The following is a 12792-nucleotide window of genomic DNA, read 5'->3' as shown; positions in this document are numbered from 1 at the left end:
GTCGAATACGTATTTTAACCACCCCTACACCCCTACACCCTTAGTTCTGGTGAATCCTCCTAGTTGAAAAGAAGGTCTTGAATGACAAATAACTCTATTGAAGATATGGGTAGGGCTGGCGAGTCCGAAAAGCCTAATACAAACTGGCGGGACTACTTGGGCTTCAGCAAAGACCATAAAGTCATCGGTGTTCAGTACATGGTGACGACCTTCATTTTCTTTTTGATTGGCGGGCTGTTGGCTATGATTATCCGTGGCGAACTGGTGACGCCTGAGTCAAATTTGGTGGATCGCTCCCTCTATAATGGTTTGTTTACGCTACACGGCACGGTGATGATCTTCCTGTGGATTATCCCGTTCATGGCAGGTCTTGCCAACTACGTAGTACCGCTGATGATTGGGGCAAGGGATATGGCTTTTCCACTCCTGAATGCGATCGCCTTCTGGATCATTCCCCCAGCAGGTCTTTTGTTAATGTCAAGTTTCTTGCTGCCTGGTGGTCCTGCGCAAGCTGGCTGGTGGTCTTACCCACCCATTAGTATCCAGAACTTATCGGGTAGGTTACTCAACGGCGAATTTATTTGGATTTTGAGTGTCATACTGCTGGGCATCTCATCAATTTTAGGGGGAGTCAACTTTATCACCACCATTGTTTGGATGCGCGCCCCAGGGATGACGTTCTTCCGTATGCCAATATTCGTCTGGACAGTCCTCAGTGCTCAAATGCTCCAACTCTTTTGCCTGCCCTCTCTCACTGGTGCATTGATACTACTATTTTTTGACCTCAGTTTCGGGACAAACTTCTTCAAACCGTCGCAGAATGGGGATCCAATCATCTACCAGCACCTGTTTTGGTTCTATTCCCATCCAGCGGTTTACGTTATGGCGCTACCAGCTTTCGGTATTTTCTCGGAGATTCTTCCGGCGTTTTCCCGTAATCCTTTGTTTGGTTATCGGTCAGTGGCGATCGCCTCCTTTGGAATTGCTTTAGTTAGCATTTTCGTCTGGGTACACCATATGTTCGCCAGTGCCACACCCGACTGGATGCGGATACTCTTCATGGTTTCCTCAATGTTGGTCGCCGTACCCACTGGCGTTAAAGTGTTCGCTTGGACTGCTACCGTCTGGAATGGCAGGCTGCATCTTTTGACACCGATGCTGTTTGCCTTGGGAGGTGTGGTGATGTTTATTTTCGGTGGTATCACTGGTGTCATGCTCAGTTCAGTGCCATTTGATATTCACGTCAACAACACTTACTTCGTGGTGGGTCACTTCCACTACATCGTCCACAACACCATCACGATGGCAATCTTTGCCGCGATTTACTTTTGGTTCCCCAAAATAACTGGGCGGATGTACGCCGAGGGCTGGGGCAAGGTGCATTTCTTATTAACGTTCATTGGTGCCAACTTGACTTTCTTTCCCATGCATGCTGTAGGTTTACAAGGTATGCTGCGTCGAGTTTCCTCCTACGATCCACGCTATCAAGGATGGAACGTCATCGCCAGCCTTGGGGGGTTCTTGCTTGGGATGGCGACGTTACCCTTTATTGCAAATATGGTAGGTTCTTTATTACAAGGCTCTAAAGCATCCGATAATCCTTGGCATGCTACAGGGCTGGAGTGGAAAACTTCTTCACCGCCTCCAACAGAGAACTTTGAGGAAATTCCAGTTGTAAACGAACCGCCTTACAACTACAACAATAGATCCGAACCGACACCAGAAGCTGTCATCCAAGAATAGCTGCAATTTCATCCAAGAAGCAATCATGGAAAATCCTATTCATTTATTAGAGGAAATATTAGATGAAAGTCCTATCCACTTCTATAAGTTGCGGCGATATCTACCGATTTGGCTGCACCGGTTCCTACCGATAGGTGGGGGAAAAGCTGATGATGAACATGGCAAAACGTTGTTTGGTTTCACCGTCTTCCTGCTGTCGGAAAGCATCGTCTTCTTAAGTTTTTTCTTTACATACATTGCTCTGCGGTTGACGACTACCAACTGGCTACCACCTGGTGTGTCCGGACCAGAATTATCTAGTTTTACGATTTTTAACACATTAGTGCTCCTTTCCAGTAGCTTAGTCATTCAATCGGCAGAAAATGCTCTGAAGCGTCGTCAAATTCGCAAATTTCGTTTGTTATGGCTGATCACTTCAGCTATGGGAACCTACTTCTTGATCGCCCAAGCGATTGAGTGGAGTCACCTCAACTTCGGGCTGACTACGGGAGTTGTTGGGGGGACATTCTACGTGCTGACTGGCTTCCACGGTTTGCACGTTCTCGTGGGTGTGCTTCTACAGATACTGATGGTGATTCGTTCTTTTATTCGCGGTAACTATAATAAGGGTCACTTTGGTGTGAGTGCAACAACTTTGTTCTGGCACTTTGTTGATGTGATTTGGGTTATTCTGTTCTCACTTCTTTATATTTGGTAAGCTTGGATATAGCTAGTAGAGTGTATCTAGCACAATAATTATCAAAGTTTTTTCCCAATAGGCGATGATCGCGATCGTAGGGGCAGTATGAACATCGCTGCCCTCAGTGAAAAGTATTGTTAAATACATGCATGCCAAGCGTATTATTTAGCTCATTTAGTCTAAAGTCCAGTATCTTAACTATCCTAATTATTTTTTTTAACTGTACTGCTTAACTGTCTTATCTGTCCTTGCATCCTCGTCATGTTGCTGATATGATCATAAAAAAACACATAGTCGAATACGTATTTTAACCACCAACTATACAGCTTTATTTAACACCCTAGTTGTGGAGAGCATCATGGTAGAAGCTGTTAAAACAGTGAACAATGAACAGTTATCAATTGCTTGATGACTGATGACTGATAACTGATGACTGATAACTGTTAAATCTGGTCACAATCAAAATACGATAGTTGACTAGCGACTAGTTCTTGACTAATTGCATAAAGTAAATTGGATTTTGAACAAGTATATTTTTTGTGAAAGCGTTTTTGCAGTCTTTGGCGTAAGTACTTAATCTTGGCAGGGCTGGCTTCAGTTGATAATATTAATCACACTATCTCAATTGTTTGACATTGATGCTCAAAAGATGAATATACTAATTATCCTGGCTGAAGTCGTCTTTTTAATACTCATTTTTTCCCTATTTAACTTGCTGATTGGAATAATCTTCAGGCAGTTTAATAAGGTTTCTTGGCTTCAAGGGAGAACTGCGAATATCACCTTCCTGCGCCGAAATATCAGCAGACTTTTGATTTTGATTTGTGTGGTGCTGTGTTTGGCGCTGATTGCTATGAATGGGGTGATCATTTATCGAGGCGGAAACGTCAAGGAATTCCAACTTAACTTAGTTCGCAGTATTCCAACTCAATTTTGGCTCAATTTCTTGACGGCGAGCTTGAAAAGTGTGAGCCTGCTGATGCTGGTTAAGTTTAGCATACCACCATTACAGCGGGGTGTAGACTGGGTTTGTGATTACGCCAAGAAAGCTGATCAAATCAAGGCTAATGATGAGAGTACTGAAGCTTTTTTTAAGGTTTTAAAACAAACTATCACTAATACTATTTGGATATCATCTGCTATTCTATGCGCTAAATTTTTCTACCTCCCAGAAGTCGTTTCAAAATATCTTTACATTGCCTTAAAAATCTATATCATCGTCACAGTTGGTTTACTCATTGTCAAAGCTGTTGCTACTATCGTTGATACTCTTGATGCCCTTAGTCTTAAATACTCCAGTTCTAACAATCTGCTGCGTTTCTACGAGCGTTTACGCCATCTAATTCCACTCTTCAAAAAATGTTTGGAATACGTCCTTTATGTCGGCATAGTAAACCTCGTTGTTCCAGAAATAGAGTTTATCGCTTGGATAAGTGCTTATACCCCCAAAATTGTTCAAATTATTGGGATTTTCTTTATCAGCAATGTTTTGATTGAAGTCGCTTACTTTATCCTTGATGAGTTCTACCTAAGAACTACAGATTCAGATGACTCAAACCGTCAGAAACGGCTGACGCTTATTCCCTTAATGCGGAGTTTCACGAAATATTTCATCTACTTCACTGCTGGAGTGACTATACTCAAGCTTATTGGCATTGATCCTGCGCCTATCTTAGCAGGTGCAGGGATTGTGGGTATAGCAGTTGGTCTTGGGGCACAAAACCTCATTAATGATGTTGTTTGTGGATTTTTGATTCTGTTTGAAAACTATTACTTGGTGGGTGACTATGTCGAAGTTGGGAAAGTGGAAGAGAGAAATGTTCAGGGAATGGTAGAGGCGATTGAGTTGAGAACAACTCATGTCCGACATCCTGATGGTCAATTACAGATTATTCGCAATGGGGATATTGGATCAATTATCAACTACTCTAAGCAGTATATATATGCAAGGGTGGAAGTTAGCGTTTCCTATGACTCCAATTTAGATCATGTCTACAGGGTCGTTGAGAAGGTAGGACAGCAGTTAAAGGCGGATGAGCACGATGTTCTCGAACCCACGCGAGTCGCTGGAATAGAACATTTTGGGGAGCATAACCTGTTGCTTCTGACGCTGACGAAGGTCAAACCTGGAAAACACATTCATATCCAGCGTGTTCTGCGCAAGATCTTAAAGGAAACCTTTAGCCAGGAAGAAATTGAACTTTGTGGTTTTTCCAAGGATTGATGCCCACCAAAGCAGAAAACAGCTGTAAACAATCGTAATTTTAGTTGAGTTGGCAGTACCGAAATATCCCAATTTTGCAAAAAACGTTTCCCAGCGCCTGATGCCGTTCGTTTCAAAATTCTTAGTTTATAATGATGGATTGTGTCCAATCAAAGCCAGCCCATGCCTAAACTCAAAACCCGTAAAGCTGCGGCAAAGAGATTCCGCGCTACAGGTAGCGGTAAAATTGTACGTCGCAAAGCGTTCAAAAACCACCTGCTACAGCACAAAACCTCCAATAAGAAACGTGACATGTCGAAAATGGCAGTTGTCGATGAGCGCGATGCCGAAAACGTGCGCCTCATGCTCCCTTATTTGTAATTTGTTCAGGAACTAAAACAATATGACACGGGTAAAACGCGGTAATGTTGCTCGCAAACGCCGCAAAAAAATTCTCAAACTCGCCAAAGGTTTTCGCGGTTCTCACTCAACTCTGTTTAGAACGGCGAATCAAAGAGTCATGAAGGCGCTGCGGAACGCCTATGCCGATCGCAAAAAACGCAAACGCGATTTCCGCCGCCTCTGGATCACCCGCATCAACGCTGCAGCACGCCAACATGGAATGAGTTACAGCCAGCTGATCGGGAATCTGAAAAAAGCTGATGTCCAACTCAACCGCAAAATGTTGGCACAATTAGCAGTCCTCGATCCAGCAAGCTTCGGTAAAGTCGCTGAATTGGCAAGTCAATCTAAAGGATAAAGGTGGAAACAGATGGATATCGGATGTAACAGATGGAAAGCAGCTTGTCGGTTACATCTGCTCATATCCGCTGCCATTTTTTTCCTCTTAACTTTTTCCCTTGTCATAGCAGATACACAATTATCAGCATCTGCCGCAGAAATGCCCGAAATTCAGCGGCGGGGCTATATCAGGATTGCCGTCAAAGATAACTTGCGTCCGTTAGGATTTAGAGATACAAACGGTAACTTACAAGGCTTAGAAATTGATTTAGCGAAGGCATTGGCAGTAGACTTAGTGGGCAAAGCAGATGCGGTGAAATTACAACCTGTAGCCAATGGCGATCGCCTATCCGCAGTCTTGGATCATAAAGTTGATCTGGCGATCGCCAGAGTCACAGCAACTGCCTCACGTTCTCGTTTAGTAAGCTTCAGTGTTCCTTACTACTTTGATGGCACTGTATTAGTCACAAAAAGCACATCATTTCAACGACTGAGTGATTTGGCAAAACGGAAAGTTGCCGTCCTCAACAATTCCAGCACCATTGCCGATGTGCGCTATTATATACCAAATGCCGAATTAGTGGGAGTAAATTCTTATCAAGCAGCGTTCGCACTGTTAGAAAATAACGCAGCTGATGCCTTTGCCGCAGATGCTAGTATTTTAAGTGGTTGGGTGCAACAATATCCCCAATATCGCTTACTGTCAACTAAGCTATCAACCCAACCGTTATGTGTCGTCATGCCCAAGGGATTGCAGTACGATCCATTACGAAGACAGGTTAACCAAGCCATTGCCCGTTATATTAATTCTGGGTGGCTTAAGCAACGCGCTACATATTGGGGATTACGCTAAATTAGAAATTTCTCAGTTAGAAATTAGAAATGAAATTTTTTAGTATTCATAATTCATAATTTTCATTGTTTCATATAAGCTGATATATAGATAAGAAGAAACTTTTACTAAAGACAATGGATCGCAATCTAGCAACTATTTATCTGTCAGTTTTAGTGGGTCTGCTCTTAATTGCAGTTGTCAGTATTTTCCGCCAGGTCTTCAAAAGTCGTAGAGTTGAAGGTTCTATGTCAAGGTTGCGAAAAAAACTGACCAAAGAAAGCGGTACCACTCAAGAATATTACGAGTTAGCCAGTATTTATTCTGAGAAAAAACTATTTTCCCAGGCGGTAACTCTCTTTCAAAAAGCTCTCAAAGCCGCTGAAGAAGATAGAGTTGATGGTGAAGAAGAACAACAGGAACTAGCCTATATTTACAATGGATTAGGCTATGCTTACTTTGCTCAAGAACAGTATGACATCGCCATTCGTCAGTATAAAGAAGCCCTCAAAATCAAACCTGATTATGTGGTAGGGCTAAATAATCTTGGTCATGCATACGAGCGGAAAAAATTAAATGCTCAAGCCCTGCAAGCTTATGAAGAAGCACTGAAACTTCAGCCAACTAACACCACGGCAAAACGCCGTTCTGACTCTTTGCGGCGCTTAGTATCTGCATGATTTACGAGTATTTCTCGTTCCCGCGCTTTGCTTGGGAATAGCTTGGGGAGGCAAAACCTCTCCAATATTACCTTTCGTAGAGGCAAACATCCATCAATAGCCGTAAAAACTGTTCGATAACAATCAAGTAGGTGTTTGCTCAAAATATCTGGCTTACAGCCACAGTCCCTAGTTATAAGAAATTTCCCTAAAAGTTAAGATTCGTATCACTTTGACAACATAAATGTTGTTTAAGTCAGAAGCCCAATCCTAATTAGTAAGGAGGTTTCAGCGATCGCGTAGCGCGCCCTATGCCCCAACCAAGCTGAGTCCAGAGGACACGCTGCGCGAACGCTTGGTTGCCCCAAATCGGAGATTTGGGGAGAGGGGTTTCCTTCAAGAAACCCCTCTGGGCATATACGGGCGATCGCACCTCTATTACAATTCTGTTAAATCTCATTTCTTAGGGGCTACAAGTTCTGCGAAAATCAGAAACGGTTTAAAAAAACAAGCACGCTATACGTCCACCTATTATCGGATATAGTTCGTTTCAATAAAAGGGAGAACACTAAAGATGAAATTGGCTTACTGGATGTATGCAGGTCCGGCCCACATTGGAACTCTGCGGGTTGCCAGTTCCTTTAAAAATGTTCATGCTATTATGCACGCGCCCTTGGGTGATGACTACTTCAACGTTATGCGTTCCATGCTAGAACGGGAGAGGAACTTCACGCCAGTGACAGCCAGTGTCGTTGATCGCAACGTTTTGGCACGCGGTTCACAAGAAAAAGTGGTGGACAATATCACCCGCAAAGACGCGGAAGAACACCCAGATTTGATTGTGTTAACTCCCACCTGCACTTCCAGCATTTTGCAAGAAGACTTAGCAAACTTTGTGGAAAGAGCATCTCTGGAAGCAAAAGCCGATGTGCTGCTGGCGGATGTGAACCACTACCGCGTTAATGAACTCCAAGCCGCCGATCGCACTCTCCAACAAATCGTCCAATACTACATCGAAAAAGCCCGCAAGAAAGGTCAACTGCCTGAAGGCAAAACCGAAAAGCCTTCTGTCAACATCATCGGTATTTCTACCCTCGGTTTCCATAACCAGCACGACTGCACAGAACTCAAGCGGTTGATGGCTGACTTGGGTATTGAGGTGAATGCTGTGATTCCAGAAGGTGCTTCCGTTCACGAGTTGAAGAACCTGCCCCGCGCCTGGTTTAACCTTGTCCCTTACCGGGAACTTGGTGTTATGGCAGCTCGTTACCTTGAAGAACAATTCGGAATCCCAACCGTAGATATTACACCAATGGGTGTCGTAGAAACTGCTCGTTGTATCCGTAAAATTCAGCAGATAATTAATGCTCAAGGAGCGGATGTTGATTACGAAGAGTTTATCAACCAGCAAACTCTGTATGTATCACAAGCTGCATGGTTTTCTCGTTCGATTGACTGTCAAAACTTGACTGGTAAGAAAGCCGTTGTGTTTGGTGATAGCACTCACGCCGCTGCTATGACTAAGATTCTGGCACGAGAAATGGGCATTCACGTTGTCTGGGCTGGAACTTACTGCAAGTACGATGCGGAGTGGTTCAGCCAGCAGGTGAGCGAGTATTGTGATGAAGTGCTGATCACCGAGGATCATGGTGCAATTGGGGATGCGATCGCCCGCGTCGAACCCTCTGCTATCTTCGGTACCCAAATGGAACGCCACGTTGGTAAACGCTTGGATATCCCCTGCGGTGTGATTGCAGCACCCATTCACATCCAGAACTTCCCCATTGGTTACAAACCATTCATGGGTTACGAAGGGACAAATCAAATTGCAGATTTGGTTTATAATTCCTTCACCTTGGGAATGGAAGACCACCTCTTGGAAATCTTTGGCGGACATGATACCAAGGAAGTTATTACCAAGGGCATTTCTGCTGATTCCGATTTGGCATGGACTAAAGAAGCTCAAGCAGAATTGAACAAGGTTCCTGGCTTTGTACGTGGTAAAGTCAAGCGCAACACCGAGAAATTTGCTCGCGATCGCAATTTCAGTCAAATTACTCTGGAAGTGATGTACGCTGCGAAAGAAGCTGTGGGTGCATAGTTTTTAAAAGCGCGAGTTCTCAATTGGGTACAATACACGTTATTTGTAGGGGTAAAGGCTAGCCCATTGGTGTCAACTTAAGCTGAAACTCTTGTTCTTAGGTTACCGAGATGCTTTATTCTACTTGCCCACAATTGTCGCTCTACCTCACCCCGGTTTTGTCTTACGCCAAAACCGCCCCTCTCCTTACTAAGGAGAGGGGACGTTAAGCGTAGCTTTACGGTGAATCCAGCGCGAATGACGGCTTTCCCGACAGAGGCGACTGGTGAACCCGAAGGGGGGTGAGGTTAAATCAACGTGGAATTAAGGCTTGAACGTTAAGTTGACACGTATGGGCAATGCCGTGCCCCTACCGCGTGCGTGTGTGTAGTATGCAAGTAAGAATCGCTATATTTTGTCCTCAATAACTTCTTCCAACATCAACAACAACCTTTCCAATGTTAGAAATTGAAAAGGAGCACTTCTGAGGTCGAGCGACGATGAACTCACAGGAACCTCACTCAAGGTTACAGCCGCAAGAGGAATGGATGGATCCAAGCACCAATCCGAAAGATTGGTCATGGTCCTTTTGGCCTGTTGTACCACTCTACCCCTACGGTAGGCGACGGACACTGTGTAGAGAAATAGTTAAGGACACTATCTGGACATTCGATCAACTTCAAGGCATCCTCTACACTATCGTACCGATTCGTATGACCGTCGTAAAGCTCTGGGCAGGGGGTCTACTTGTCTATGCGCCTGTTGCTCCGACGACTGAGTGTGTGCGCTTGGTGAACGAGTTGGTGGCTGTTCATGGTGAAGTTAAGTATATCATTCTGCCAACGAGTTCTGGTTTGGAGCACAAAGTTTTCGTTGGTCCTTTTGCCAGACGCTTTCCCAGTGCACAGGTTTTTGTTGCCCCGCATCAGTGGAGTTTGCCGTTTAACCTGCCGTTAAGTTGGCTTGGCTTTCCCCAAAAACGAACTCAAGTGCTTCCAGAGGACAGCAGACAAGCGCCCTTTGCTGATGAGTTTGACTATGCAGTGTTGGACATCAACTTGGGACGGGGTTCTTTTGCGGAAGTTGCGGTTTTTCACAGGCAATCGCGCACCCTACTCGTAACCGACTCTGTCCTATCTCTGCCAGAAGAACCACCAGCTATCATCCAATTAGATCCATATCCCTTGCTGTTTCACGCTAGAGACAATACCTTTGAAGTCATTGAGGATAATGAAGCAAACCGCCGCAAGGGATGGCAACGGATATGTTTATTTGCAATTTACTTTCGTCCAAGTGCCTTGGAGGTCACTGGACTGGTGCAGACATTTCGCGATACTTTTCAAGCACCAAACCACTCACCAAAGGCGTACTTTGGTTTGTTTCCGTTTCGATGGAAACAGAACTGGAAGCAGTCATTTGATACCCTACGAGGACATGGGCGTCCATTTGTAGCACCAATTTTGCAAATCCTCATTCTTCCCCAAGCACCGAGACAAGTACTCCACTGGGCTGACAAAGTTGCAACTTGGGATTTTGGGCGAATTATTTCCTGTCACTTTGACTCGCCAATTGAGGCTGTTCCACATGAATTCCGGCGGGCCTTTGCTTTTCTTGAGAAGAAACCCTTGGGAAGTGAGAACTCATTTGGCAGCTCAAGTCAGCCTCTGGTGGAGGAAGACTTTAGATTCATCAAGGAACTTGAGGCAAATCTGGTTCGGCGCGGAATCGCCACACCAGCTAAAGAGAAAGTTTGATTGATACATCTATAAAAATGAAAAAACACAAAACTATAGTTACGCCCGAATCAAACGAAACCCCGGCATGAATTACGTAAGCAATTGCAAACTGCTTAAACCACAAGTGTTTCAGCTTACCTTAGTGCCATTTGTATCAGAGATGTTAAGGAAAATTAATATTTATGAAATTACCCCAACAAAAAACTTTTAAGATCACAAAAGCGTCTGTGATTCTCCCCTTAGCTATCCTGGCTTTTGGCAGTGTAGTTGTTAACAGCCAAGAAAGCCCCTCACCCAATACTTACACTCAATCTGTTAGCCGTGAAGTTTTAGCGAGTGGTTATCCGACTCAAGATCAAAAGCAGATTCTTGAGCTTGTACGCTATACAATCGCACCAAGAACAAAACTCCCTACTCATATTCATCCGGGAATGCAGATTGAACGAGTAGAGGCGGGAACTTTAACTTATACTGTTGTGCAAGGAGAGGCTAAAGTAACGAAAGCTAATGGCACACAATTGATTCTTCAAAAAGGGAAAACTATACAGCTTACAGTAGGAGATTCTTTAATTGAACCTGCTGGAATGGTTCATTATGGAGAAAACCAAACAAACAAACCGATTATTCTATTGTCTGCTTCTCTATTTGATGCTAATCAACCAAAAGCTATTTTAACCAATCCTGAAAACAGATGAAATTGCCGCAACTTTAGGCTCAATCCTTCCACAATAATTGTCTTGGGTGCTTAATTATAAACAAGCGCTGAAATACTTAAAGAGAAGGTATAAAACATTAGCTACTCTATCCGCTGTCAACTTCTGTGAGTCCATAGCAGATCCCACTCCTAATTAGCGCACCCTACGCCTAAATTCTATTCTAGTCAATCATCAGGAGGATGCCAGCCAATAATTGTCCAACGTCGTCGGGCAACAACTATTACTGGATTATTCATTCGCAGGCAAACAATTGTAGCCCTACCAATAGTAGTTAAACCTTCAACTTTTGTAGCATCAGAACTCCAAGTAAAATGCTCAGACCATCTCTGTGTACGCGGATTAAATAGAGGTGTTGTTTCCCCAGTGAACAGTGAACAGTGAACAGTAAACAGTTATCAGTTAAATCCTTGGGTCTTACGTCCCCCACCAATTGGTGGAAGGCGTTGGTGGCGGGGAGCGCATCCCCCACCAGCCCGCCTGGTAACTGATAACTGATAACTGATAACTGATTTAAGGAGTCGGCACATGATGTCCTCGCCAACGGAGTAACACAGCAGCTTGGGCTTTGCATAGGATAAAACGGTCAGCTTCGTGACGCAGTTTTATTAGTTCCAATTGTTCTGCATCTGTAATATTACCACTAGAGTTACGCAAGAGCAGAAAGTTGTATCGCTCCATTTGGTCTGCTGTTTTGCAACTGCGGACTATTTGCCACAAGCTATTGTCATCTAGTTTATCTAAAGCCGCGAGGTCAGCTTGAAATTCCTCTGGTACATCATCCCATTCCGGAGGACTACCCACCTGTAAAGCATGAACAATTACCTCTTCAATCGGGCGACGTTGCGCGTGGGCAGTGTTGACTAAACGCTGATAAAGTATTTCTGGGATTTGAAGAGTTAGTGTCTGTGTTGTCATTAGTTCAATTCCCTACCCATGCCTTGATTAAACCGTCTTTATTTTAGCGTAGTTCAAACTTAGCTACGGCATCCGCCGCCATCACCATTGAGGGAGACTATGACTTCATCTAATCGTTATTCTGCAAAATTTCTTTTCTTTGGACTGTGGATTGTGTCTATCACTATTTGGTTCATTAGTCTGTTCTGGTTATGGTTATTAATGGACTTTCAGTTTGTGATGTGGACGCTGGAAGCAAGTGAGTGGCCCAGTCGAATTGTACTTTGGCTTCGACCTTTGATTTGGCTAATTATTGCCTTGGTACCGCCTGGATTGTGCTTTTACCTCTATCGGAAGCACAGAGTATTCTGGGTTATTCCTATCCTTCTAGTTATTGGGGTTACACTGCTCAAGGTAAGCTTTGATTTCGGTCGCATTGACACACAGGGAACTATTTTTGACACTCCCCTGCCTAAAGGCGAGGGGATTCTACATTCATCGTCAGAACT

The 12792-nt window shown here is 44.0% G+C and carries 13 protein-coding genes; 11 read left to right on the top strand and 2 right to left on the bottom strand.

What is annotated here, in order from left to right:
• The first annotated feature begins 81 nt into the window (after window positions 1–81).
• The 7 genes from ctaD (at window position 82) to DP116_RS21290 (ending at window position 6878) form a co-directional block, all read left to right on the top strand.
• Window positions 82–1743 carry a cytochrome c oxidase subunit I gene (gene ctaD, locus DP116_RS21320; RefSeq protein ID WP_169157077.1) on the top strand — a complete coding sequence of 554 codons (1662 nt, stop codon included), beginning with the start codon at window positions 82–84 and terminating at the stop codon, window positions 1741–1743.
• 25 nt (window positions 1744–1768) lie between these two features.
• Complete coding sequence (locus DP116_RS21315; RefSeq protein ID WP_169157076.1) at window positions 1769–2440, top strand: cytochrome c oxidase subunit 3; 672 nt, start codon at window positions 1769–1771, stop codon at window positions 2438–2440.
• A gap of 631 nt (window positions 2441–3071) precedes the next feature.
• A complete protein-coding gene (locus tag DP116_RS21310) occupies window positions 3072–4646 on the top strand; it encodes a mechanosensitive ion channel family protein (RefSeq protein WP_169157075.1) in 1575 nt (524 codons plus the stop codon).
• Window positions 4647–4808: 162 nt separating this feature from the next.
• Window positions 4809–5006, top strand: a complete 198-nt coding sequence (gene rpmI, locus DP116_RS21305) for a 50S ribosomal protein L35 (RefSeq protein WP_169157074.1) — start codon at window positions 4809–4811, stop codon at window positions 5004–5006.
• A 22-nt stretch (window positions 5007–5028) separates the two neighbouring features.
• Window positions 5029–5385 (top strand): 50S ribosomal protein L20, encoded by a 357-nt coding sequence (rplT, locus tag DP116_RS21300; protein ID WP_169157073.1) that lies wholly within the window; start codon window positions 5029–5031, stop codon window positions 5383–5385.
• 12 nt (window positions 5386–5397) lie between these two features.
• Window positions 5398–6219, top strand: a complete 822-nt coding sequence (locus DP116_RS21295) for a transporter substrate-binding domain-containing protein (protein ID WP_169157072.1) — start codon at window positions 5398–5400, stop codon at window positions 6217–6219.
• A 116-nt stretch (window positions 6220–6335) separates the two neighbouring features.
• Window positions 6336–6878: a tetratricopeptide repeat protein gene (locus DP116_RS21290; RefSeq protein ID WP_169157071.1), complete on the top strand. Its 543-nt coding sequence runs from the start codon at window positions 6336–6338 to the stop codon at window positions 6876–6878.
• 253 nt (window positions 6879–7131) lie between these two features.
• Here the strand turns inward: DP116_RS21290 and DP116_RS21285 are convergent, their stop codons facing one another.
• Window positions 7132–7317, bottom strand: a complete 186-nt coding sequence (locus DP116_RS21285) for a hypothetical protein (protein ID WP_169157070.1) — start codon at window positions 7315–7317, stop codon at window positions 7132–7134.
• Window positions 7318–7431: 114 nt separating this feature from the next.
• Between DP116_RS21285 and bchB the strand changes: the two genes are divergently transcribed.
• The 3 genes from bchB (at window position 7432) to DP116_RS21270 (ending at window position 11368) form a co-directional block, all read left to right on the top strand.
• Window positions 7432–8958, top strand: coding sequence for a ferredoxin:protochlorophyllide reductase (ATP-dependent) subunit B (gene bchB / locus DP116_RS21280; RefSeq protein ID WP_169157069.1), 1527 nt, complete (start codon window positions 7432–7434; stop codon window positions 8956–8958).
• A gap of 479 nt (window positions 8959–9437) precedes the next feature.
• On the top strand, window positions 9438–10691 hold the full coding sequence (locus DP116_RS21275; protein WP_169157068.1) for a DUF4336 domain-containing protein: 1254 nt from the start codon (window positions 9438–9440) through the stop codon (window positions 10689–10691).
• Window positions 10692–10855: 164 nt separating this feature from the next.
• Window positions 10856–11368 (top strand): cupin domain-containing protein, encoded by a 513-nt coding sequence (locus tag DP116_RS21270; RefSeq protein ID WP_169157067.1) that lies wholly within the window; start codon window positions 10856–10858, stop codon window positions 11366–11368.
• 531 nt (window positions 11369–11899) lie between these two features.
• Here the strand turns inward: DP116_RS21270 and DP116_RS21260 are convergent.
• Window positions 11900–12304 carry a hypothetical protein gene (locus DP116_RS21260; RefSeq protein WP_169157066.1) on the bottom strand — a complete coding sequence of 135 codons (405 nt, stop codon included), beginning with the start codon at window positions 12302–12304 and terminating at the stop codon, window positions 11900–11902.
• Between the two features lie 99 nt (window positions 12305–12403).
• On the opposite strand from DP116_RS21260, the gene DP116_RS21255 reads away from it, so the two are divergent.
• Window positions 12404–12792 (top strand): hypothetical protein (locus DP116_RS21255; RefSeq protein WP_169157065.1); only part of this gene is annotated, 389 nt, incomplete at its 3' end.

It is taken from the genome of Brasilonema bromeliae SPC951 (assembly GCF_012912135.1).
Classification (GTDB): Bacteria; Cyanobacteriota; Cyanobacteriia; order Cyanobacteriales; family Nostocaceae; genus Brasilonema; species Brasilonema bromeliae.
Note: the sequence above shows the minus strand (reverse complement) of the source record. Positions and strands in the feature narration are given on the sequence as shown.